At 61.1% G+C, this 23,563-nt stretch carries 15 protein-coding genes; 7 read left to right on the plus strand and 8 right to left on the minus strand.

What is annotated here, in order from left to right; genetic code table 11:
- The first annotated feature begins 24 nt into the window (after nt 1-24).
- The 6 genes from LNV28_RS13270 to LNV28_RS13295 are packed head-to-tail and all read left to right on the plus strand — an operon-like array spanning nt 25 to nt 11,230.
- On the plus strand, nt 25-720 hold the full coding sequence (locus LNV28_RS13270) for a PP2C family serine/threonine-protein phosphatase (protein WP_263568969.1): 696 nt from the start codon (nt 25-27) through the stop codon (nt 718-720).
- A complete protein-coding gene (locus tag LNV28_RS13275; protein ID WP_263568970.1) occupies nt 717-2,138 on the plus strand; it encodes a protein kinase domain-containing protein in 1,422 nt (473 codons plus the stop codon). Before LNV28_RS13270 ends, LNV28_RS13275 begins: the two co-directional genes overlap by 4 nt.
- A 12-nt stretch (nt 2,139-2,150) precedes the next feature.
- On the plus strand, nt 2,151-5,474 hold the full coding sequence (locus LNV28_RS13280) for a DEAD/DEAH box helicase (protein ID WP_263568971.1): 3,324 nt from the start codon (nt 2,151-2,153) through the stop codon (nt 5,472-5,474).
- Nucleotides 5,461-6,951, plus strand: coding sequence for a hypothetical protein (locus LNV28_RS13285; protein ID WP_263568972.1), 1,491 nt, complete (start codon nt 5,461-5,463; stop codon nt 6,949-6,951). The genes LNV28_RS13280 and LNV28_RS13285 overlap by 14 nt, the downstream gene beginning before the upstream one ends.
- 5 nt (nt 6,952-6,956) lie before the next feature.
- Complete coding sequence (locus LNV28_RS13290; RefSeq protein WP_263568973.1) at nt 6,957-9,395, plus strand: hypothetical protein; 2,439 nt, start codon at nt 6,957-6,959, stop codon at nt 9,393-9,395.
- A complete protein-coding gene (locus tag LNV28_RS13295) occupies nt 9,395-11,230 on the plus strand; it encodes a hypothetical protein (protein WP_263568974.1) in 1,836 nt (611 codons plus the stop codon). The genes LNV28_RS13290 and LNV28_RS13295 overlap by 1 nt, the downstream gene beginning before the upstream one ends.
- Nucleotides 11,231-13,163: 1,933 nt before the next feature.
- Here the strand turns inward: LNV28_RS13295 and LNV28_RS13300 are convergent.
- The 4 genes from LNV28_RS13300 to LNV28_RS13315 all read right to left on the minus strand — a co-directional run bounded on the left by LNV28_RS13300 (nt 13,164) and on the right by LNV28_RS13315 (nt 14,453).
- Entirely contained in the window at nt 13,164-13,427 is a 264-nt protein-coding gene (locus LNV28_RS13300; protein ID WP_263568975.1) for a hypothetical protein, read from the minus strand.
- A 92-nt stretch (nt 13,428-13,519) separates the two neighbouring features.
- Nucleotides 13,520-13,741 carry a hypothetical protein gene (locus tag LNV28_RS13305; RefSeq protein WP_263568976.1) on the minus strand — a complete coding sequence of 74 codons (222 nt, stop codon included), beginning with the start codon at nt 13,739-13,741 and terminating at the stop codon, nt 13,520-13,522.
- A 105-nt stretch (nt 13,742-13,846) separates the two neighbouring features.
- Nucleotides 13,847-14,068 carry a hypothetical protein gene (locus LNV28_RS13310; RefSeq protein ID WP_263568977.1) on the minus strand — a complete coding sequence of 74 codons (222 nt, stop codon included), beginning with the start codon at nt 14,066-14,068 and terminating at the stop codon, nt 13,847-13,849.
- A gap of 121 nt (nt 14,069-14,189) precedes the next feature.
- Nucleotides 14,190-14,453, minus strand: coding sequence for a hypothetical protein (locus LNV28_RS13315; protein WP_263568978.1), 264 nt, complete (start codon nt 14,451-14,453; stop codon nt 14,190-14,192).
- A 330-nt stretch (nt 14,454-14,783) separates the two neighbouring features.
- On the opposite strand from LNV28_RS13315, the gene LNV28_RS13320 reads away from it, so the two are divergent.
- Nucleotides 14,784-18,755, plus strand: a complete 3,972-nt coding sequence (locus LNV28_RS13320; protein ID WP_263568979.1) for an nSTAND1 domain-containing NTPase — start codon at nt 14,784-14,786, stop codon at nt 18,753-18,755.
- A 55-nt stretch (nt 18,756-18,810) separates the two neighbouring features.
- Here the strand turns inward: LNV28_RS13320 and LNV28_RS13325 are convergent, their stop codons facing one another.
- The 4 genes from LNV28_RS13325 to LNV28_RS13340 all read right to left on the minus strand — a co-directional run bounded on the left by LNV28_RS13325 (nt 18,811) and on the right by LNV28_RS13340 (nt 23,457).
- The gene (locus LNV28_RS13325; RefSeq protein ID WP_263568980.1) at nt 18,811-19,515 is read right to left on the minus strand and encodes a hypothetical protein; all 705 of its coding nucleotides are present in this window, start codon (nt 19,513-19,515) and stop codon (nt 18,811-18,813) included.
- 14 nt (nt 19,516-19,529) lie between these two features.
- Complete coding sequence (locus tag LNV28_RS13330; RefSeq protein WP_263568981.1) at nt 19,530-21,581, minus strand: WD40 repeat domain-containing protein; 2,052 nt, start codon at nt 21,579-21,581, stop codon at nt 19,530-19,532.
- Nucleotides 21,582-21,704: 123 nt separating this feature from the next.
- Nucleotides 21,705-23,168 carry a fibronectin type III domain-containing protein gene (locus LNV28_RS13335; RefSeq protein ID WP_263568982.1) on the minus strand — a complete coding sequence of 488 codons (1,464 nt, stop codon included), beginning with the start codon at nt 23,166-23,168 and terminating at the stop codon, nt 21,705-21,707.
- A 40-nt stretch (nt 23,169-23,208) separates the two neighbouring features.
- On the minus strand, nt 23,209-23,457 hold the full coding sequence (locus LNV28_RS13340) for a hypothetical protein (protein WP_263568983.1): 249 nt from the start codon (nt 23,455-23,457) through the stop codon (nt 23,209-23,211).
- Between the last annotated feature and the right edge of the window lie 106 nt (nt 23,458-23,563).

Here is a 23,563-nt window from a genome sequence, read left to right on the forward strand (position 1 = left end):
ACGCTGCGAGCAGCTGGGGCCTGCGTGACAGGGCCCGCGCATCGCGCTCAGGGTACCCAGGGTCAGGATGCGCTGCAGTTGCGCGGATGGCGCGGCGGCTGGATCGCTGCGGTGGCCGATGGCCTGGGCTCGCGTGCGCACAGCGCCACAGGCGCGCGTCTGGCGGTGAAGGTGGCCCAGCAGGTAGCAAGAGATTGGCCTGCTCGGAGCTGGCTTGAGGTGTCGGCGCGCGAGGTTGCGACAGACATCTATCGTCGCTGGCTGGCAGCAGTGCCATGGGCTGACAAGGGACTCGCGGCTACCACCCTGCTGCTGGTGGTCTGCGACGCCGCAGGGCGTGCACGCACTTGGCAGATTGGTGACGGTCTGGTGCTGCTGTGTACGCAAGGCATGGCTCAGCCTTTGACCCCCGCGCGAGATGGCTTCGGCAATCAGACGCGCGCCCTAGGCGTGGACCGGGCCTGGGCAGCCTGGCACACGGCTGACTTCGCGCTGAAGGAACCGGGCGACATGGTGCTGCTGATGACGGATGGCGTGGCCGACGACCTTTTGCCAAATGCCCTTGGCGGTTTCGCCAGCGCAGTGCGTCGAGACTTGGCGTGCAGAAGCCGGCGCGGGGGGCGGCGATGGCTGAACCACGAACTTACCCACTGGGCGACGCCGCTTCATGGCGATGACAAGACGCTGGCAGCGGTGTTCAAGGAAGAGAGATGCGGATGACGGACAAGACAGAGACGGCTGCGCGCAAGAAGAAGCAGTTTGTGGTGGATGAGCAAGGTACTCAGCACGAACTGGGACTGAAGTTGGCCGAGGGCGGCGAGGGGATCGTGCTGCGCATTGCCGGAGATGCGAGACGCCTTGTGAAGGTCAGCCGCTGGCCCGATGCCGACGAGCGTACACAGCGCTGGCGCCGGCGCATCGAATCCGTTCGCCGGATGCCCATCTTGGAGAACCGATTGCCGATCGCCATGCCACAGACGCTGATCATCAAGCCGCGCGCGGGCTATGTGATGGAGTTGATGGATGGGCTGATCCCACTTGAGGAATTGCTGAGCCAGGCTCACGAGGCGTTTCTGAAAGACCAGGGAGCTGCCGGTTATGTCGCCTCAGGCGGACTGGGTCGTCGACTGCGGTTGTTGGCGCGACTGGCCCGTGTGCTGGCCCAGTTGCATGGACTTGCTATTGCCCACGGTGACCTGTCGCCACGGAATGTGTTTGTCTCCAGTTCGCCGGAGCATTCACAGGTTTGGCTCATTGACTGCGATAACTTGAGCTACGCGGTACGCGACAGCAACTTGCAGCTCTACACGCCAGACTACGGTGCGCCGGAGATCCTTCGCCGCGACGCTGGCATCAGCACCTACACCGACATCTGGAGTTTTGCGGTGATGGCGTTCCAGTTGTTGACGCTGCTGCATCCATTCAAGAGCGGTGAGCAAGTAGACAGCGACAGCGAACTGGAGGAGCCAGCGCTGCGCGGTGAACTGCCCTGGGTCGACCATCCTGAAGACGACAGCAACCGCGCCATCTGTGGCATGGCACGGGAGTTGGTATGCACGCCCGCCTTACAAGCGCTGTTCGACCGCTGCTTCCGGGGCGGCTTGCAACGGCCCGAAGCACGTCCCGTGATGGCGGAGTGGGCCGAGGCGTTGGAAGCCGCCGCAGCACTGCAGGTGACGTGCAGCGAAGCCGCTGAGGGTTGCGGCAGCACCTTCATCTGGAATGCCGGTCTGGAGTGCCCGTTCTGCGGCACCGTGCACCCGGCCAGCTCCGTACTGCGTATGAAGCACGAGCTCTTTGCTCCGCTGCAAGAGCTGGGAGAAGAGGCCCGCCCTGCGGACTGCTGGATTCCGACGTCACATGAGCAAGTTGTTGGCTCGCAAATGACCGAACTTCGCAGCTCGCCGCCGGGTTCAGCCACCTACTTGGAAAGCGGGGTGGTGGCATCGCTTTGGATCGATGGCAACACTTTGGTGGTGCGCCCTACTGGTGAGCGGGGCCTATGGATATTGCACCAGGGAAGCAAGCAACTGATGCCGGTGGAGCGGCGGCTTTCGCTTGAGCGTCAGGGGATTTGGCACAAGCTGCTCCTTGGCAAGTGTGACCAGATGCATGGCGCCTGGCGTTTCAAGTGGTGAGGAAGCACTGAAATGAAACTGCATGAATCGCCACTGCTGGGCAAAGACTTGCTGGCAGCACGCGTGGTCAGCCGCGCATTCGACCCGAGTGAATGGCAGCCCGGCCTTGAGGCCGTGCTGCGACTGCGCGGAGAGGATTTTCTCTTGCGTCAGGAAGAGCAGGTTGCCACGCTGGAGCCCGCTGCAGATTCACGTTCGCTGGAATTCCTGGCTCAAAACCAGGATGCACTTTGGCTGCTGGCCCGCATCAAGTCGGACCGGGTGTGGCTGCAATGCCTTGCACCGATGCAACGCTACACCGCGGAGGGCGAACTGGTGCTGGGTGTTGACCAGCGTGTGGCCGACCAATTGCACCAGATCAAGTTGATCGCTCGCCCTGAGGTCGCTGACGCCGTCACATGGTTGGCGGACGAGTTCCTATGCCCGACCGAAGCCGGGGCTCCTACACGGGCTTTCATGACACATCACGTCCGTATGGACCGGCAACAAATGCAGCTCATCGGCCGCCACCATGTGGTGGACCTTAGGCGCGACGATGGGCAGGCACTGCTGGTAGAGCGCGTCTCGCGTCGCCAACGCACGGCACTCCAAGCTTTTGTGCTCGTGGAAGGCGACGTGCAATTCGCCGATGTTCTGCAAGGGATCCACGCTCAGGATGACGGAGAGCGGGCAGCGATGGATGCGGCCTTGACCGGCTTCAACACTTACCTGGAGCTTTGGAAACTCTACGGCCAGAAAGAATGGGAGCGCGATGTGCAGCGCGCCGCCAATTTGGGGGCATTGCGCTACAGCGGCTGTGAGCCCGCCAGCGATGAAGGGGGCGGCTGGAGGTTGCAAGCGCAGCCGGAAGCGCTGCTGACCTTCAAGAAGCGTTGGCAGGAACTTTGCACCCAAGACGACCAGTTGGAGGTCGACGAGGACTCGCCGGCCTGGGACAGCGAACTCTACACAGACCTTGGGCAGCGCGACAAGCGCCGCTTGTTCCGCGGCCGCCCTCGTTGGGACCACGGACGTCTGGTACTCGAGGGGGATGGCAACGTTCAACCCAGGGAGTCCGGCTTCGTCTTCCTGTCATTGGCAGGCAACCGCACGCAGCAGGAGCGGCGATGGCGTGCTCGGCAGAGCATTGAGGCCGGACTGGGTGTGAAGTCCTTGCGCATGCTGCTGCAGGACTTGCCCACGCCCACGGTGCGCCCCTCGGGGCTGCCTGCGCTCACTCCCTATGCGCGCCAGAGCTTTAAAGGCGGCAGCCCCACGCCGCGCCAGAAAGAGGCGCTGGAGGTTGCCCTGAATACACCGGACGTGGCGCTGGTCATCGGGCCGCCTGGCACGGGCAAGACCCAAGTCATCGCAGCACTAGAGCGACGCTTGGCGGAGCTCGGCGAAGGCGGCTCGCTGGCGCACCAGGTCTTGGTCTCGAGCTTCCAGCATGACGCGGTGGAGAACGCGCTGGAGCGCACCAATGTGCTTGGATTGCCGGCGGTGAAGATAGGCGGCTCCAACCGACGCGAAGGCACAGACCCTGTGGAGCAGTGGCGCAAAGTGCGGCTGCAGCAACTCGATGCGCGCCTGGTGGGCATGGAGCAAGACGAACCGGTACAGCCGCTGCTGCGCCGCTTCAGTGGACTCCTCAACCGCCTTCTGGTTCTGGGTGCGCCACCCGCAAAACATTCCGCTCTGTTCCAGGAGCTTGATGAGCTGCTGGCAGCGCTGAAGGATGGGGCACGCATCCAGCCAAGTTCGCGCTGGCAGACCGAATGGGAAGCCTACCGAGTAGAGGGGTGTGAGCCGGGTGCCACGAAAGGTATGGAGCTTGCTGCCGATCGGAGGCTGCAGCTGACGCGTGCAGTGCGTTCGTTGCGGACGCAAGTTTGCTCCTTCGAGGACGACGGCCCACGGCAGGCGCGCCGCGTCCTGGGCTTGCTGCTGGATGTACCCGGAATGCTGGATGCGGCAGACAAGGCACTGCTTCGCGAGACCGCCATTCAGACAGGGGTTCCCACAACAATCTCGGAACTCGCGGCACTGCGTGACCGGCTGCTCGACCGCCTGCGCCCAGACCCCAGGCCAGCAGCCATGAGAGATCGCCTCGATGAGCAGGCCCAGGCCTTGCTGCTGCAACTGAGACGTGAACTGGCCGACAAGGTCGCTGCGGGCAGGCACGGACGCTTCGGCGTGCTGGAGCGCTACCGCGATGCCTTTGCCGCACATCCCAGTTGGATCCAACGAGCTGTTGAGAACTACAGCAGCATCGTCGGCGCAACCTGCCAGCAGGCCGCCAGCATGCCCATGAGTCGGCTCAAAAACGTCGTGGCAGATGCGCCGGGAGGGATCCAGTTTGACAGCGTCATCATCGACGAGGCAGCGCGTGCCAATCCGCTGGATCTTTTCGTGCCGATGGCCATGGCACGGCGGCGCATTGTGCTGGTGGGCGACCACAGGCAGTTGCCTCACCTGCTGGATGCCGAAATCGAGGAGGAGATTCGCGCCGAGCGCGGCGACCAGGCCGACAGCGATACCTATCGCAGCAGTCTGTTTGAGCGGTTGTGGCGGCAGCTCAAACGGCGGGAGCAAAGCGACGGCTATCCGCGAGTGGTGATGCTCGACACTCAGTTCCGCATGCATCCGCGGCTCGGTGACTTTGTCAGCCGGCACTTCTACGAGGCAGCTGGTCTGGGAAGAGTTCAATCAGGCCGCAAGGCAGAGGACTTCACCTTGCAAGTGCCCGGCTATGGCGACGCTGTGAGCGCATGGCTGGATGTGCCAGCTGCGCAAGGCGGAGACGAGCGTAGCGGCACCAGTCGCCATCGTCCGGCCGAAGCGCGACGTGTGGCCACTGAAGTGAAGCGGATTCTGGATGTACTGCCTGATGAGGCAAGCGTCGGCGTCATTACGTTCTACGCCGCTCAACGCGATGCCATCTTCGAGGCCTTGGCAAGATTGGACCTGGCAGAGCGAAGTGAATCCGGCTGGAGAGTGCGGCCGGAACACGCATCCAATGCAAGCTGCGCGGAGCGGCTGCGCATTGGCACCGTCGACGCTTTCCAAGGCAAGGAGTTCGACGTGGTGCTGCTATCCGTTGTGCGTAGCAACGCCTCACCGCTAGGCCTTCCCGATGGCGACAACGATGCTGAGTGGGAAAAAGCGGCCAGTCGCCGCTACGGGCACCTGCGTTCATCGAATCGCCTCAACGTGGCGATGAGCCGCCAGCGCCGGCTGCTGCTGGCCGTCGGCGACCGCGCCATGTTCGATGGTGAGGCTGCACAAGCAGCCGTACCCGAGATGTGCGCGCTCATGGACCTTTGCCTTGAGGAGGTGCGCCATGTCGCTGCCTGAGCGCTATTTGCGGTGGGACGAGCGCTTCCGCAGGCGAGGCCGTACTCTGGCTTTGCTGTGGCCTGTGAAGGTGTGGACGGTGCTGGCGCCCGAAGCTCAATTGCGCCTCAACGTGTTCCAGGAGGGGATCCTCGGCCTGTTGCACGCCGGAGTCCGAGATCGCATGCAGGTTGCCCAGATGCTGGAGCTCGATCCGGACCTGGTGGCCTATGTCCTGGCTCAGGAACTGGAGCCCTTTGGCTTCGTGGACCACGCGGGACGGGTGACCCCCGAAGGGCAACGGATGCTGACCGGCGAGGCTGGGCGCGCGCCGCGACTGTCGCAGCAGTACGCTTTCCAGGATGCCTGGTCCGGAAACTGGTTGCCGCGCGTGAGTCGTGAATTGCCTGAGATCCTGCCACGTGATGGCAGCCTAACGGAATCCCCGCAGTTTTCGTTCGACCGCGACAGCGGCAAGCAGTTGAAGCCTTTCGTGCTGCAAGCGCCGCGACATGACAAGCATGGACAGGCTGACCGCCACGCATTGCTGCAGGCGTGGCGACTGTGTGAGCGCGCGCGCGCTCGTGCCGCACAGGGGGATGGCGGTCAGCTGGCGGATCTGGGGAGCGAGGATATTGAGTTGCTGGGCGACGAGCCGATGCCGGCCTGGGTCTGGTGCGACATCTATGTCAACGAGGGCGACCCACAACCCTGGCTGGTGAGCGATCCATGGCAGCTAACGCCGGCGGCACGCTGGCTGCGAGAGTTGCTTCAGGCCCGTCTGCACGAGTTGCCAATGCTGGCACAACGCATTGTCCGCCTCTTGCCGGACGATGGAACGCAGTGCGATTCACCAGCACAGTGGCTACAGCACCTGGAGCATCGGACAGAGCTTGAGTTGGTGGGCATGCCGCACCTGCATCACCCCGGTAACGCGCTGATGCGGGAACACATGGGCCGTGTGCTGCGCCTGCGCGAACGACTCGAGCAGCAAAGGCAAGGGGATGGCCGGCTGCAGCCAGAAGATTTGTCTGCCCTGACTCAGGAAAGCGCATCCCTCCTGGAGGCGACTGTGATGCGCTTGCTCGAGCGCTGGCCCTGGCCCGCAGATGCCGCGCCTCCGCACTGGAGCGGCCGCGCCCAGGCTGGGGAACTGTTGCGGCAGCTTCCGCTGCCGCAGAGGATTGAGGCCGGACCCATCGGCGTGCTCAGCGGACAAGGGTCCAGGCAGGTGCAGCACGCCTTGCAACTAGACGGTAGTGCATTCAAGGCGTTGCTGTTTGCAGCACTGCTTTGTACGGGTCGCCATGCAGACCACCCGATGCGGCGCCTGCCTGCTGGAAGCCTGCAATGGGAACGCTTGCTGGCGTTGGTCGACACGCGAAATAAAGGGAGCCATGCGAGCGGAAACCGCCTGCATGGCAACGATGTGCTTGAGATGGCGAGCTTTGCCATCGCATGGCATAGACAGTTCGAACCTTGGTTCAGGGAGGAGTAAATATCTTGGGAAAGAAGAACAACAAGTTCGTAGCGCCACAGCGCACCTCGGGAGCAGCTGTTGCCGGGCAAGCTGCGGCACCGGCACCGAGCGCGGTCATATCGCGTCTATTGGCGACGGTGGCGCAGACGGCACCGTTGATAGGTGAAGAACCACCCGATTGGGACGAATCACTGGTCAAGGATCTGGCGCAGCACCTTCCCCAGTCGGAGCAACAGCGCTTCGTTGGAGTGATCGACCGCTTTGCCAGCTGGGGTACGCAGCTCAAAGAAGCCTGCGAGCGTGCGGAAGCCACCCGCTTGAAAATCGAAGCAGACGGAGAAAGAAAGCAGCTTGACCTGGACGATGCCAGAGGCCATCTGGATGAGCTTCGCCGCAAAGTGGAGCAGCAGCTTGCCGATTCCAAGATGGAGCGAGAGGAAATCGAGGCCACGCGGCGGACGCAGGAAGACAAGGGAATAGAGCAAGAAGCGCAGCGGCACTCGTTGGTGAAACGGGAAGTCGAGCTGGTCCAGCGCGAGGCAGAGCTGCGCGGAGGGCTGGTCGCAGAACGGGAACAGTCACTGGCAGTGCTGCGCCAACAAGTGGCAGAACTGGAAGCACGGCGCGATAGGCTGCCAGCAGAGATCGACGTGCAGCGCTGTCAGCTGCTAGAGCAGGCGCGCGCAGATGCCGAGCAGATCCAAGTCAGAGCACGTGCGCGCCACCAGCAACTGCAGCAGATTGAAATGGACCTGCTGGAGCGGCGCGAAAAGCAGGAGCAAAGCGAGCGCCAACAGCAGTTAGACGCGCAATTGTTACTGGAACGACGCAAAACGTTGGAAAGCGATATTCGCGCCGAATCTCAGCGCGATGTCGATGACATGAGGGCCAAGCTCCAGCGCAGCCAAGAGAAGGCAGGAAAGCTGCATGACAAGATCGATTCGTTGCAGCAGGAGCTCGATGAACTGAAGGATTTGCGCGAGTTGTCGCGGGGAAATCCGCAGCGCCTGGTCGAGGAAATCGAGACGCTGCACCTGACCAACCGGGAACTCGACCGCCGCGTCCAGGACCTTCTGGCCAGCCGTTCCCAGGAGGACGGGGACCGCCTTCGCCGCGAGCGTGACGACCTGCAGGAGCGTCTGGACTCGGCCGAGGCTGAACTGTACGACTTGCGTCGCCGCGAATCACAGTGGAAACGTAGCGTCACCGAGCGCGAGGACTGGGAAGCGACACGCCAGGTAATGGAGAGCAACCGCACCTTGTTGCAGAAGGCAGTGGTTCAACTCCAGGGCGACGTCAAGGAACTGGTGGACCGTCAGCAGCACGAGTCCGTGTTCCCCGAACTCACGCGCATGGACAGGGACTTCAACAAACCAGTCGTCACCGAGCCGGTGCCCGAGAGTCTGGGGCAGTTTGTGGATGAGTTGCAGGTGCGGATTGCGTACTCAGAACCTCGCAAGGTGCTGCACTTCCGCAAAGAGGAGCTGCAGCTTTTCCTGGGCGGCTTGGCCATGAGCCAATTGCATATCTTTCAGGGGATCAGTGGCACTGGCAAGACGACCCTGGCTGTAGCGTTCGCCGATGCCGTTGGCGGCAAGCTCACCCGAGTGCCGGTGCAAGCTGGATGGCGCGACCGTGCCGATGTGCTCGGCCACTACAACGCCTTCGAGAAGCGCTACTACGAACGCGAGACGCTGCAGGCCCTGTACCAGGCGCAGACGGCTGCTTACCGCGATCTGATGCACATCGTGCTGCTCGACGAGATGAATCTTTCGCGGCCGGAGCAGTACTTCGCCGACTTCCTCTCGACCATGGAGATGGGACAAGACAAACGCTGGATACGTCTGTTGGAAACCGCGCCCGCTCAGGCTCCTGCCATGTTGCGCGAAGGGCGGGACATCCTGCTGCCATCGAACCTATGGTTCATCGGTACCGCGAACCAGGACGAAACTACCAACGCCTTTGCTGACAAGACCCACGACCGGGCCTTTGTGCTGGACTTGCCAAAGCAGGAGGAGCATGGCGAGAGGCTTCCCAGGCCGCGTAACCCATCACCATGGAGTGTTGACAGCCTAACGAATGGCTTCGACGCAGCATGCAAGAAGCATGCACAGCACGTAGGTAAATTGGTCAAGCGTGTCAATTCCAGCGGTCTCACCAGTCTTCTCAGCGAGCGATTCGCGCTTGGCTGGGGCAACCGGCTGGAACGCCAGATGCTGCGTTTCGTGCCGGTCGTGATGGAGGCGGGTGGCTCAGATGATCTGGCACTTGACCATTTGCTGGCTAGCCGCATGTTCCGCGAGGGCAAGGTCACTGGCCGCTATGACGTCAAGCCCGAGGACCTTCTCCAGGTCCAGGACGCACTGCTGAAACTATGGAAAGACTGTGGGTTGGAGAAGGAACCAACGCGTTGCCTGCAAGCTATTCAGCGAGATGTCCAACGTCTGGAGCGACGCGGCTGATGAAGGTCTTCGATCGCTACGACGGTATCGAAGTGGAGTTGCCCGACATTGTCGAACCCGGCCGCTTTCGTCTGATGCAGCCGGTGGTGCTCAATGGCTGCATTGAGGTAGCGAAGGGTGAGGTGCTGTGGAGCGACGGCAGCAGCCGCTGCGCGCTGGCAGGCCACGGACTGACAGCGCAACCCCCGCTTGTTTTCAAGCAACCCTCTATGGAGCAGGATCCTGAACGACCAGATGGGGTGATCGACCATGCGCTGCGAGACGTGGTCCGGCAGATAGACGGTGCTGGGCACGGCGTCCTTCCGTCGCCTGTCATGCCTGCGCAGCTTGACGAGATGGCCGAGTTGCACAAGCTGGAGCGCATGCTGCGAGAAACCCTGGACACGGGACATCTCGATCACATTGCTCGCCGCCCCCGAATGGACATGCGCTATGACGCTGAGGTCCTTCCCGTGTCTCGTGCCAAACGCTTGGCGCCGGACATGCTCACGCGATTGGCCTCGCACTCGGAAGACTGGCATCGGCGCGACATTACTGGCGTGGTGCCATCACGACTTAAGGCTGAGGTCAGCGAAGACGAGTTGGCGATCTATGAGAACGTTGTGTTTGTACGTTTGCTGGAGCAACTGCGGAAGTGGCTGGACAGGCGAGTGACGGACCTAATGTCCTTAGAAGCCAGTCATGACGCGGCCAAGGGGCTGCAAGAAGCCGATCGCTTGCACTATCGGCTGCGCAACGCCCTATGCGCACTCTGGGGACGATCATTCGAAGATCAGCAGAGCGCGGGCCAATTGGTGACTCAAACGCGCCAAGTACTGCAATCCCTGCTTGGCCGAGTGCGGCAGTTGCTGTGCAGCGATGTCGCAAAGGCTGTACCGATGACGCGGCAGATCCCAATGATGCTGCGCGACACCAACATCCTCCGCCATGATCCGCATTACTTGCATTTGCGGCCCCTCTGGTTGTTGGCGCATGCAGCAGATTCGGCGGGCGGGGCTTCACCGACTCAGCGGTTCGAGGAAGAGCGACAGCGCGGAGAACGTCATAGGCGCTATGTGGAGCTGCTGCTCCGGCATGCTCTCGGTGAAATCCGCCTGCTTGCGCCGAACGCCGATGGAAGCTGGAGTTTCGGCCCCTGGAAGCTGTCAGCCAAGCAAAGTGGCGACGAATGGGTTTTAGCTCTAGATACCCATGAACAGCGGGGTCCGGCTTTGCTCTGGTTGGTGCCAGGCATGAGAGGTCATCGCGATTGGTCGCAGCAGAAGCCGGATCGTTTGGTGGTCTTCTGTATGCCAGAGAGGCGACGCGGAGACGAAGATCAGTGCGGCGGCGACAGCGTCCTCAATCCGATGGAGTTCTATGGGGTTGAGCGTGTACGGTTTGCCGTCGAGTCGTGGTTGCTTTCTCAGCTCGCCAGGCAATGGCCTTTCAAGGTGGAGCCCGTGCCTACGGGACTTGCTCTCGCGCTGCAAGAGGCCGGCGAAGGCACTATCGTGAGTCAAGGGCGAAGCATGCTGATTCTTGCGGGCTCGGCTTCTAGGAAGTTGAAAGAAGCGACCTTAGATGCCAGCACTGCGACTGCTGATACGAAACGGGCATTGGTCAACGCGCTGGAATTGGCCAAGCTGATCGGAACTTGCCGGCTGTGCAGCTCAGAAGTTCCGGGGCAAAACATCAGGTCCTCGAGTCTTGGGTACAAGGCGACCTGCAACTGTGGACACGAATGGACACTCTCGCGCCAGAGCGGCAGCAATTGCGAGGCTCAGTTCGGGCTTAGTGACTCCCCAAGGCCATTCGCGGAGATTGGGAGTCTGAAACTCTCCCTTAGGGGGTAGCACACCCTGTCCGTACCACTTGCGCATGTCGAGGTCATCGTGCGCAAGCTCAAAGAGTTGAGATCCAAACGACGGACTGGGAGAACGACGAACACAATCTGCGCCGACTTCCCGCACTGGGCACGGAGTTAAGGGTGGGCCAGAACCCACGCCCCATGGACCACAGTCTCGCGGTCTTAGTATGTGACTTGACCGGCATGCACGGAGAGGCCAAAGCCATTTACCTTCAGCACCATCGTTCGATGCTAGGTTAGACGCCCAAATGGGTCTTGCCGGAACAAGCGCCACACTTGCTCAGGGCTGCGGCAACCATCCTTTGACCCTGGGTAATGCCGCATGACAGTTCTCCACAGGTTGGCTGTCTCGCTCCCCATGCGGCCAACACCGGCCAGCGACTCGAACAGCACGCCGGCTTCAAAGATGACCTCGGTCTCAGCCAAAGATGGCGGCAACGGCTGTACTTCAGTGTGCGCCGACCACTTCTGACAATTCGGGAAGCGATCAATGAGGGCCGCTGCCAGCTCGCGACTCTGAGGGGCCACGGCAGCGTCTGCATGTATGCACACCAGCAACTCTGAGCCGAGGTGTAAGGCGCGCACCCTTTCCGATGGCGTCGTCATCGCGAGCCTCCTGAACTTCTGCTCCAACACACACATGATTGGACACTTACCAACGCTGATTGCAAGCCCCGGGCCTCGAGGCACGACGGGCTGTCAGAGCATAGCAATGTGCAGACAAGTGAGATCGACCGTCTATCATCACCACACAGCCAAAACCGCTGCCGTCGAGGGCAAAGCGGAACCGCCGAAGTCGCGGGCGCCTGCTCCTGCCGATGCCGACAAGGAGAAGAATCCATATTCGAGTTGCAGGAGCAGGGCTTCACGCGCACCAAGCTCGTGGGCAGGTTTCCGGGCATTCGTCACTGCCGGCGTCTGAGGCACCGCGCCAGATCAAGGATGATGATCGCCGCAAGTTGCTGTCAGCGATGGCTCTCATCTGATGGTTTTGTCGTTTGTGAAACCTCATGGGTATGACGTTAAGGTCTTCGTCAACTGCCCGTTTGACGACAAGTACAAGCCGCTGTTAGATGTGATCGTGCTCACGGCTCAAGAGCTGGGCTTGTAGCGAGCCACACATTGATCAACAACAGATCAATCGTTCATGTCGAAAGTTTGCAGCCGAGATCGCGTCCTGTAGGTACTCAATCGACAATATCAGTCGCATTAAGTGAGTTTCGGGGCACTGCTCTGGGCATGCCCCGATGCCCGAACTCGTGTTTGAGCCACCTCTGCAGCGCGCGCTGTTGCCGACCATATGGATTGGAAAATTTGCTCCCTCTCTTCAGCGATGAGCGCTGCAAGTTCCCTGTCAGCTACGTCAGTCGCTCGCTGAATTGCAAAGTCTGTTGTGGTTCGATCGAGAAGGTGGTCAGACTGCCCTCCGTTTGTGGATGTCTCTTCATGCATTGGATTGTTCAGACGTCTGAGGCGGGCGTGTTTTTGGTATGTGCGAGGTGAGCTGTGGCAAGAGAAGGAGCTGGAGTTCTAGGCTGACCGGCTGAGTATTCTGGGCTTGCAAGTGCAACCGCTTCGAGCGCGATCAAAGCACAGCGCTGGTTGTTGACATCTAGGGCATGGAGCCCTTTGCGAATGTGGTACTTGACCGTAACCACAGCGCGATGCTGCCGTCGAGCAATGACCTTCAATGAATCTCCGCGATCAAGAACTTCGCGCCAAACTTCCAAGGTGCGGTCACCCAGCCCAAGGCAGCGTAAGTGGGACAGTTTGAGCTCAGTCAACGACGAGGCGGGCATGTTGAGAATCCAGAAAAAATGGGCATGGTTTGGCCTGCAGGCTTTAAAGGTCCGCATGGACGATTCGCGTCAAGTGGCAGGCCTGCTGGGTACGTTGGTCTGTAGTTGTCGGCTGAGCGCTTAGCGCTTGTTGTTGGAGAACTTGGTTGTGGCCTGCACATCGCGATCGGTGTTGAAGGGGCGGGTCTCCGTGGGGCGGGAGTCGCCATAGGCCTGGCGGTACTGGGCCGGCGCGGTGGGCGTGTACAAGCCGGTGGTCGACGCCGAGCTCGAGGTGTGGGCGGAGGCTTGGGTGTGGGACTGGGCCGAGGTGCTGGTGTTGGGGGCGGCAGAAGCAGCGGAAGCGACAGCCAGGGCGGCGATGGCGATGAAGAGCTTGTTCATGAAAAGGGGGCGTGAGTGGATGATGTGAAGTGATCCTGCTGAAAGGACTACGCTGCGAGCCTGTCAAACAGGACAGAGGCCGGCGGGATGCCTTAGCCGTTCACCACGCCCCAGCCGATGCGGGGGTCGTAGCAGTTGTTGCCGATCGGCTGGTAGCCGATCCAGACCCAGCCGTAGGCGCCTTGGCAGACGTTGCCGTACCACAGGCCGTTGTAGGGGTTGAGGTAAGTCGCCGCATTGCTGGCCGTGGGCAATGCCGCGATGGCAGCGATGGAGGCGGCGGCGAGAAGTTGCTTGATGCGCTTGGTGTTCATGGGGGGATCTCTCTGAGGTTCGGGTTGGGGCGCGGGCTCGAAGTGAGGCTGCTGAAGGAACTACGCTGCGAGCCGGTCAAATAGGACAGAGGCTGGCGGGATGCCTTAGCCGTTCACCACACCCCAGCCGATGCGGGGGTCGTAGCAGTTGTTGCCGATCGGCTGGTAGCCGATCCAGACCCAGCCGTAGGTGCCTTGGCAGACGTTGCCGTACCACAGGCCGTTGTAGGGGTTGTAGTAGGTGGCGGCGTTGCTGACGCCCGGCAGGGCTGCGAGCGTGGCGATGGCGGTGGCGGCGAGGAGTTGCTTGATGCGGGTGGTGTTCATGGGGGGATCTCTCTGAGGTTTGGGTTGGGGCGCAGGCTCGAAGTGAGGCTGCTGTAATGACTACGCTTTGGGCTCGCTAAACAGGACAGTTGCTGCAGATGGGGTGTTGACTGTTGAGTCCTTAGCGCTTGTTGTTGGAGAACTTGGTCGTGGCCTGCACATCGCGATCGGTGTTGTAGGGGCGGGTCTCCGTGGGGCGGGAGTCGCCATAGGCCTGGCGGTACTGGGCCGGCGCGGTGGGCGTGTACAAGCCGGTGGTCGACGCCGAGCTCGAGGTGTGGGCGGAGGCTTGGGTGTGGGACTGGGCCGAGGTGCTGGTGTTGGGGGCGGCAGAAGCAGCGGAAGCGACAGCCAGGGCGGCGATGGCGATGAAGAGCTTGTTCATGAAGAGATTTCCTTGTGGTGAGTGAATGAGTGAAAGAAGTGAAGTGGTGCTGTTGAAAGAACTACGCCGCGAGGGCGGTCAAACTGGACACATGGCTACAAAAAGTTTCTGAACCGTTGCAATGCGTTGTGCGCATCGCTGAGCCGACAAGCCTCAACAGAGCCACGTCGCAAACTCCATAGATCTACGCGACCGGTACAGCAAACAGGACACCATGGAGGTCTGGCGGACTGACCCCAGGTTCAGTTCTTGCGCTCACTCGCTTGGGCAAAATGAGGACCAGTGCGATCAAGCGCGGGTCAAAGCGCACGAGTGAAAGGAGCGGGTCTGATGCCAGGGAATCCGACAGGACAAGTACTGCTGTTGCTGGAGCGCAAGACCCAGGACACGCAGGGGCTGGTGATTGACCGAGCGGAGTTGCGAGAGGCCCCGGATCGTCTGGAAGGTGCGCTGAACGCCAAGCAAGATGACTTGGTGCGCTCCTGCGGCGAGGCGGCGCTTCTGGTGTGGCGCATGCTGCGCTCCAGCGACTACCCGGGCAAAGATGAGATGAGCCAGCCGCTGAGGCTGCGCTACACGCTGGCGGATCCGGCCCTTGCGCCGCAAGGCGCCAGCGCTGATCTGGCCTTCACGGTGATGCTGCTGATGGACCGCTTGAGTGCGGGACACCGCACTGACGAGCCCCAATCGCTGGTGGCAGCCACGGGGGAGCTGTTCGGCACCGCCAAGCAATTGCAGGACGGCTACCGCAACCCCTTGCTGGAAGTGCGTGCAGTGGGTGGCGTGCCTGCCAAGGTGCAAGCCGCGCTGGACTACTTTGAGCAGCACGGTCAAGCGCAGAGCGGCCGCATCCTGGTTCCGCAGGGCAACTTGGCGGAGCTGGAGAAAGTAGGGCTGGGCGACAAGGTTCGCCAAGGCGTGATCGTGCCGGTACGCCAGTTGCAAGACGTGCTGGACGCGCTCAGGCAACTGCCTCTGCTGCCGCAGCGGTTGCGCCAGATACTGCAAGAGCTCAGGGCGCCGTTCTCAGGCAACCCCTTCCAGGGCCTGCTGGCCTTTGACATTGAGCATCGAGCTCAATACTTTGGTCGGGACACGGCGGTGGATGAAGTGCTGAAGCACCTGCCCTCGGATCCCGGCGCAAAGTACCTGCCCGGCGTGCTCATCACCGGCTACAGCGGCAGCGGCAAGAGCTCGCTCATGAAGGCCGGGGTGCTGGGGCGCGTGCTGTACACCGCCCCCAAGGGCTACCGCTTCCTGCCGCAGCCCCAAGCGCTCACGGCAACGCGCCGACCCGTGTGGCGAGTGCCCGCCTTGAGCAGCCCCACCGAGGCCGAGTGGGCCAAAAGTCTGGCTTTGCACTGGCAAGGCTGGCTCCCGAACTGCGTCCTCCCGCAGGACCGCTTGGCAGAGCTCGGGCGGGCTCTGGGTGAGCGGCTCCGGGAGGAGTCGGGCCATTGGATTCTGGCCATCGACCAGATGGAAGAGCTGGTGAGCCAGACCGTCCAGAGCGCAAGCCCGGAGGTTGATGGCCTGTTACGGCAGTTGGATGGGTGCTTGGTGCAGTTGGAACAAGCCGGTGTGTGGCTGCTGGCCACGGTGCGAGAGGAGTACGCCTCTCGGCTCAAGAGAACCTTGCGTCAAAGCTTCCCAGAGCAGATCGAACTGGATGCGCCCGACGACAGGGAACACCAGCAGTTCCTCTTCGAGGTCATCGACAAGCCCTGCCAGCTAGCCGATGTTGGGCGTGAACCAGCCTTGCTCGACGCGCTACGCACCGATGCCAAGGACCCAGCCAGCGTGCCCCTGCTTCAGTACGCACTCAACGAGCTCTACGGCATGGCCCAAGCCCAGCAGGCGGCCAGCAATCAGACACCGCCCCCACCCACTCGGTTGACCCAGGCGGACTACGAGGCGATGGGGCGGCTGCAAGGGGCCATCAACCGCACGGCGCAGCGCCTGCTCAAGGATCGGCCCTTGCAGGCTAGTCAGGTTCTGGGCTTGCTGGGGCGCATGGCACGCAAGGCGCTGGGCAGCACAGCAGCGCAGCGCGGCTATGTCAGAGCGCCCCTGAGCGCCAGTGCGCAAGAGGCAGAGTTGCTGGAACCCTGGATCCAGGCGCGTTTGGTCGTCAGGACGCAGGAGCACCTCGAGGTGGCGCATGAGGCGGTGCTCAACCACTTCACGGCGCTTACGGATTGGCTTCGGCAGCACGATGAGTTGCTGCAGTGGCGGCAAGAGCACTTGCTGCCACAGCGGGCCAAGTGGCTGGACACACAGCAGGATGAGGCATGGCTACTGCAGGAGCGGGACTTGCTCGATGCCAGGCGGGCATCTGACCAAGAAGGGGTGCTAGGCGCCCAGGAACGGGAGTATGTGCGCTTGAGCGAGCAGCACATTGAGCGCAGCAAGCAGGAGCAAGCCCAGGAAGAGGAACGCAGGCTTCAGGAGATGGAGGCCAAGAATCAAGAGCTCGAACGGCGCAAAGCAGAAGTGGAAGCGGCGAACCACGAACTGGAGCAAGCTGCCGAGCAGATTGCCAAGCAGAACCAGACCCTGAGCCAGACAAATCAGGAACTTGATGATGCTGCCGTCAAGTTGAACCAGCGCAACCGGCGGTTGAAACTGGGTGCCTGGATCTTGTTAGGCTTGTCCATTCTGGCTCTATGGGCGGGATGGCAAGCATGGAAAGGCAAGCAAAAAGCGGATCGACGCACTTTAGAGTCCCTGGCCCTGCGCTGGACCAACGAAGTCGATGCCGACACCAGCCATTCGGCGCTGCTGCGTCGCACGCTTGCCTTACGAGTTCTTCCTCATGACGCGGTGACAAGCGACTCGATTCTGAACGCCATGCAGGCCATCGCTAGGCAAGGCTTGTTTGAGATCAGCCAGAGCCGTGCGCACACCCGCGCCGTGACTAGCGTGGCGTTTTCACCGGATGGAACGCGGGTGGTGTCCGGAAGTGCGGACGCGACCCTGCGTTTGTGGGACGCCCAGACCGGCCAGCCCATAGGGGAGCCGATGCGTGGACACACCGATGGAGTGACTAGCGTGGCGTTTTCACCGGATGGAAATCGGGTCGTCTCCGGCAGTGATGACAACACCCTGCGCCTGTGGGACGCCCAGACCGGCCGGCCTATTGGGGAGCCGATGCGTGGGCATACCGATCGAGTGACTAGCGTGGCGTTTTCACCGGATGGACGGCGGGTGGTGTCCGGCAGTGGCAGTTTGGACAATACCCTGCGTCTGTGGGACGCCCAGACCGGCCGGGCCATCGGGGAGCCGAAGCGAGGGCATACCGACCTCGTGGCAAGCGTGGCGTTTTCACCGGATGGAAGGCGGGTGGTCTCCGGCAGTTGGGACACAACCCTGCGCCTGTGGGACGCCCAGGCCGGCCGGCCCATCGGGGAGCCGATGCGTGGGCATACCGATCGAGTGACTAGCGTGGCGTTTTCACCGGATGGAAGGCGGGTGGTCTCCGGCAGTCAGGACAAGACCCTGCGCCTGTGGGACGCCCAGACCGGCCGGCCCATCGGGGAGCCGATGCGTGGGCATACCGATCGCGTGACTAGCGTGGCGTTTTCACCGGATGGACGGCGGGTGGTGTCCGGCAGTCAGGACAACACCCTGCGCCTGTGGGACGCCCAGACCGGCCGGCCTATTGGGGAGCCGATGCGTGGGCATGAAAATGAGGTCACCAGCGTGGCGTTTTCACCGGATGGAAGGCGGGTGGTCTCCGGCAGTGTGGACTACACCCTGCGCCTGTGGGACGCCCAGACCGGCCGGCCCATCGGGGAGCCGATGCAAGGGCATGAAAATGGTATCACCAGCGTGGCGTTTTCACCGGATGGAACGCGGGTGGTCTCCAGCAGTTGGGACACAACCCTGCGCCTGTGGGACGCCCAGACTGGCAGGCCTATTGGGGAGCCGATGCGTGAGATTGAGCACCCGGTCTTTAACCCGGTCTTTAGTGTGGCGTTTTCACCGGATGGAAGGCGGGTGGTCTCCGGCAGTTTCGGCGACTCCCTGCGCCTGCGGGACACCCAGACCGGCCGGCCTATTGGGGAGCCGATGCGTGGGCATGAAAATAAGGTCACCAGCGTGGCGTTTTCACCGGATGGAAGGCGGGTGGTCTCCGGCAGTTTGGACGAAACCCTGCGCCTGTGGCTGACCGCCTCAGGCATGGCCGACTGGATCTGCGAAAGGGTGGGCCGCAACCCCACTCAAGCAGAGATCAAAGAATGGGGCGCCGAAGGGCTTGATTTGCCACTGGCGTGCCCTGAGTTTCCACCGGGAAAATGATCGAAGTAAGGCCGAGGCTCTGCGGCGCCATGTCCCATGAGCCTTGCCTAGCCTTCTACGTTGACGCATCCAACGGCTCAACCGCCACCGGCACCAAATCGACAGAGAACACTGCGTTGTCGGTGAATGGCACTTCAATCTCGCCGTTAGCATCAAAGCTACCGATCACTGGACCATCGATCCACTGGTCGCCACAGCGGAACACCAGCCGCCACTCGCAGGACCGAGCGTCGCACATGCCACCCTGCCCATCTGGCACTTTGCCGTCATCAGGGCACTTGAACAACCAGCCCAGCGGTTTATCGCCTGGTTGGCGTGGAAATGCCATGTCGGGGCGGCAGACAATGCCGTTGGCAAACTTGATGTCCAACTCTGCTTTCTCGCTTGGCAGCGAGCTCGCACCGAGCGTCAAGCGAGAGAACTCCGGGCGCGGTGCGGGCCGGATCAACTCGTCCAGCTTGGCCCCGACGTGGTAGGCCAAGCCGGAGAACAGCCTGCCTAGCGCGATGGCGACTTCGGCCATGGATTGGCTATCGTGTGTTTGAAGCTGCTCGGCTGCAGCCGACTGTTTCTCCTCGGCGCGGATAGCTTCGGCAGTACTCACCGTTGCCGCCCACATGCGTTGAAAAAGTCGATCTTGCTCTTGGGTGCTGAGAGTTGCCAGCTCCTGCTCAGCGACCTGAGTTGATTGCTCGACGGCAATGTGAGTCGCGGCAAGATCGAGGAACTGATCAAGCGAATTGATGTTGCGGGTAGTCATGAAAAGTTCCTTTCTTACGAACCCACAGAAGACAAGTAGTCCGGCCCAAAGCCTTTGGACTCCAAGCACTTGAGTGCAGCTTTGAATCCACGTTGCCGCGTCTTCCGAAAGCTCTCTGCGTTAACTCCAAAGACCTTTTGAATCACGCTTGCGTCACTATCGAAGTGCTCGCCCTTGCCCATGTCTAGGGTCGCCAGCATGATTTCTTGTGCTTTAGGACTCAGCGTTTTGATGCAAGCTTCATAAGCGCGAAGGAACTCCCTGCTCAGCACATCAGAGCTGACGCCGCCGTCAATCCAAACGCTCTGCCCCCCTGCACCCTCCTCGGGTTCTTCACCCTCTTCCCCTCCGTCACCCACATTTGATGACGTCCCGGCCGCTACTGTTGGGCCGACGTTGCAATCAGTGGCGCCAGCCTCGATCTCCTCGGGATCGCTCCCGTCTTCGCCAGGCTTCTCGTTGGAATTCCCTTCATCGTCACCGGGGGGCTGTCTGGTGTCCGCTTCCAACTCGCCTTCAACTTCGTAAGCTCCCGCCAATATGCCTGCTCGACGCGCGTCGGTACGTCGGGCGGAGATCAACTGGTTCACGATCATTCCGCGCAGGTAGTTCTCAAATGCAGTTTCTCTGACCGGCTGACTCGGTGAGCTTTCGGCTTCAAGGTGCTTTGAGTAAGTTGCGATGTTGTGCTCAATGCGGGACCGGATCGCTTGGAGAGCTGTCGGCTCGGTTTGCGCGAGCAGGCTCGCAAATGCCTTTTGCCCAGCGTCTGCAGCCTCGTGATCGTCAGGACGATGGGACCATGTAGAAAACCATGAGCGCAAACTGGTCGATCGCTTCACCAGCTTTGTCTTCGCTCCTGGGCCTTTTGTCTCATCCAAAAAATATGGGCTGAGAAAGACGGCGAAGTAGCGGCGCATCAGTCGCGACATGACCCAATTTCGTTGCGGCTCACCGGTCTTGACGTTCCACAGCCGCAGGTTCTTGTCAGAGCTTCCCGACACCAGCCGCTGCCCGTCGGATGAAAACGCCACGCAATGGACTGCTCCTGCGTGTCCCTGAAGCGGCGATCCTATGGGCTGACCGGACTCGGCGTCCCACAGCCGCAGGGTCATGTCTTCGCTTCCCGACACCAGCCGCTGCCCGTCGGGCGAAAACGAAACGCAATGGACTGCGCCTGCGTGCCCCTGAAGTGGCGCTCCTATGGGCTGACCGGACTCGGCGTCCCACAGCCGCAGGGTCCTGTCTTCGCTCCCAGAAACCAGCCGCCGCCCGTCGGGCGAAAACGCCGTGCTCGTGACTTTGCCTTGCGTCCCTGGCAGCGGCGCTCCGATCGGTTGAGCGGTCCTCACGTGCCACACCCGAAGTGTCATGTCCAGGCCCACCGACACCAGTCGCTGACCATCGCGAGAAAACGCCACGCTCCTGACGGAGCCATCGTGCCCCTGCAAAGGCGTGAGGATGGACTTGCCGGACTTGGCGTCCCACAGGCGCAGGCTCTTGTCAGAGCTTCCCGACACCAGCCGCTGCCCGTCGGGCGAGAACACCACGCAATGGACTGCGCCTGCGTGCCCCTGAAGCGGCGATCCTATGGGTTGACCGGACTTGGCGTCCCACAACCGCAGGGTCATGTCTTCGCTCCCCGATGCCAGCCGTTGTCCATCGAGTGAAAAGGCCACGCTATTCACAGCGCCTTTGTGCCCAAGAAGCGGTCCTCCGATGGCCTGTCCGGACTTGACGTCCCACAGTCGCAGGATCCCGTCATGCCCGCCGGAAACCAGCCGCTTCCCATCAGGCGAAAAGGCGATGCTCAAGACCCGGCCTTCGTTCCCCTGCAGCGGCTTATCGATGGGTTCCGCGCTAACCTTCCCCTCGACATGCCAGTCTTCTAGGGCTTGCTTCACCAAAGCCAAGTCTTCGTTTTCGATGGCAATGGCCTGCTCTAAGGTCAGGCCGTTTTTCCGATTGTCAAAAGGATTGAAATGGCTCATGAGCAATTGCTTTTTAGAATTGATCGAGTCGTTCTTGACATGCCGATGCAGGGCAAGTTTCTGGCTTAAGTCCAAGGAGCATGATAGATGAGGCGTTCATATGGCCATCTTGCCGAAGACCATATGAGATGCACACGGGGCGACTCCAGATCTGAGCCGCCCGCTCCCCGCGTCAGCAAGTGCTAGATGCCGATCAACTCAAAGAGGATGCCAGTTACCGCACTGCGAGCCAAACTCGAGTTGAGGTTTGATTTCGTTCATCTTGTCGCTGAAATACTTCTCAACATCCTTCTTGGTACCTTCGGTCATGGTGTTCAACGCTTCCGAGAAGTTGGACAAGCGTTCACCCGCTTTCTCTACTTCGACTTTGGCGCAAGGACTGAAAGCTGCAACGAATGTCTCAGTCGCCGCACTGACTGCCGCAGAACCTCCAGACGCATAGGCGGCGATCGCACCTCGCGTCACGGCCAGCGCGCCAGCTTTGGCTGCGCAGGCTTGAACACCTTCCTTGAGTTGAGTCACTGCTGAGTTGACGTGTTTCTCGAGGGAACTGCGAATGCTTGCACTGATGATCTGGTTGACGTCCGACTTGATCTCATCAAGGTTGAAGCCAGCGGCAGGCATGTTGATCGAAACATCGGCCGTGAACTCTTGGTCGCCGATGTAGGCCGTGGGCACGTCAAAGCTGACTTCTTTCAAGACCATCGTGGTCGTGCAACTCGGCAAGTTTGGCTGGCACCACCCAAAAATGTTCTTGGTGCAACTCGTTTCACATGTGGTCTCGGGAACATGCATGGACTTTGTCTCTCGGCGCATTTCAACCTTCGAGCACTTCAAGAGCAGCGCGGGGGGAAAGGCAATGCCACTTAGGTTGTTGATCGGAACTCGGGCCAGGGAGATACGCTCCCGCGTGAACTTGAGTCGTTTGACATCAAGGCTTGTGGGCGCGGTGTCAGTTGCGGTGACAACAAACCCTGCAGCACGTGACACGCCTTGCGACTTCAGCGTCCCTTTCAATGCGGAGTTGCCGCCCATTGTCGGGGCGCACATGAACTGCCACTTTGTGCCAGTGGTATCGGTTTGCCGAAGCGGAGGCTGCGTAGCCGTGCAATTCTCCAGGCCAAACGTCACATCGTTGGTGAGGCCAACGCCTTGCACAGTAAAGACCGTAGGTATGCCTTGGCCCGCGCGCAATGGGCTGACTCTGATGCCCTCGATCTTGATGGACTTAGGCTCACTCTCGGCCTTAAGGCCCTGCTTGTCCACTGCAACGACTCGAACAAACTGGACCGTATCTGCCGGTAGCTTTGGGGACACAACGTCGGCAGAGGTTGCTCCAACCACCTTCTGCACCAGCGTCTCACCGTTTGGGGTAAATCCATCAACAGAAGCTGAGTGGATCTCATAGGTCATCTGACTCGCAGCAGTGGAGTCGTCTGTTGCCGCGTCCCAGGAGAGCTGAAGATTTATCAAAGACGTAGATGCAACGGACAGCAAGCGGGGAGCCAAGGGGGCCTTGTTTGAAACCGCAGCTGACGTGCTCGTGGATCCTGCGCTCGTAGCTCGTTCGCTCTCGTTGGAGCCCGTCCCGCCACCACCGCAAGCAATGAGGATGAAAGAGCATGCGATTGCGAGCGCATGGACAGGAAACGTTTTCTTCATTTGCTAAATCCTTGTTTAACTAGACTTTGTTCTTCGCGACTCAGATCACCACCGCGTTGATGTTCTGGTTCCAGCTGCATAGGCTTGATCCATCGGTGCGTTTCGATTGAGCGCGGAATTGCCAGATTCCCGACAGCGCCACATCCATCTCAGCGCGCAAGCCCGTGCCGTCAACGCAACTGGCGATGTCTGTGCCCAGCGGGTTCTGAACTCGTACTGGATCAGGAGGGCAAGCAGAAGCCGCGGAGGCGACAACCAGGGTGGCGATGGTGAAGAAGAGCTTGTTCATGAAAAGGGGGCGTGAGTGGATGATGTGAGGTGATCCTGCTGAAAGGACTACGCTGCGAGCCTGTCAAACAGGACAGAGGCCGGCGGGATGCCTTAGCCGTTCACCA

Source organism: Paucibacter sp. DJ2R-2, from assembly GCF_025717675.1.
In the GTDB taxonomy this organism is placed as follows: Bacteria; Pseudomonadota; Gammaproteobacteria; order Burkholderiales; family Burkholderiaceae_C; genus Paucibacter_A.

What these genes read in the sequence shown, in the direction of transcription:
- LNV28_RS13275 (WP_263568970.1), top strand. Translation starts at nt 717, where the DNA reads ATGACGGACAAGACAGAGACGGCTGCGCGCAAGAAGAAGCAGTTTGTG.
- LNV28_RS13280 (WP_263568971.1), top strand. Translation starts at nt 2,151, where the DNA reads ATGAAACTGCATGAATCGCCACTGCTGGGCAAAGACTTGCTGGCAGCA.
- LNV28_RS13285 (WP_263568972.1), top strand. Translation starts at nt 5,461, where the DNA reads ATGTCGCTGCCTGAGCGCTATTTGCGGTGGGACGAGCGCTTCCGCAGG.
- LNV28_RS13295 (WP_263568974.1), top strand. Translation starts at nt 9,395, where the DNA reads ATGAAGGTCTTCGATCGCTACGACGGTATCGAAGTGGAGTTGCCCGAC.
- LNV28_RS13300 (WP_263568975.1), bottom strand. Translation starts at nt 13,427, where the DNA reads ATGAACAAGCTCTTCATCGCCATCGCCGCCCTGGCTGTCGCTTCCGCT.
- LNV28_RS13305 (WP_263568976.1), bottom strand. Translation starts at nt 13,741, where the DNA reads ATGAACACCAAGCGCATCAAGCAACTTCTCGCCGCCGCCTCCATCGCT.
- LNV28_RS13310 (WP_263568977.1), bottom strand. Translation starts at nt 14,068, where the DNA reads ATGAACACCACCCGCATCAAGCAACTCCTCGCCGCCACCGCCATCGCC.
- LNV28_RS13315 (WP_263568978.1), bottom strand. Translation starts at nt 14,453, where the DNA reads ATGAACAAGCTCTTCATCGCCATCGCCGCCCTGGCTGTCGCTTCCGCT.
- LNV28_RS13320 (WP_263568979.1), top strand. Translation starts at nt 14,784, where the DNA reads ATGCCAGGGAATCCGACAGGACAAGTACTGCTGTTGCTGGAGCGCAAG.
- LNV28_RS13325 (WP_263568980.1), bottom strand. Translation starts at nt 19,515, where the DNA reads ATGACTACCCGCAACATCAATTCGCTTGATCAGTTCCTCGATCTTGCC.
- LNV28_RS13335 (WP_263568982.1), bottom strand. Translation starts at nt 23,168, where the DNA reads ATGAAGAAAACGTTTCCTGTCCATGCGCTCGCAATCGCATGCTCTTTC.
- LNV28_RS13340 (WP_263568983.1), bottom strand. Translation starts at nt 23,457, where the DNA reads ATGAACAAGCTCTTCTTCACCATCGCCACCCTGGTTGTCGCCTCCGCG.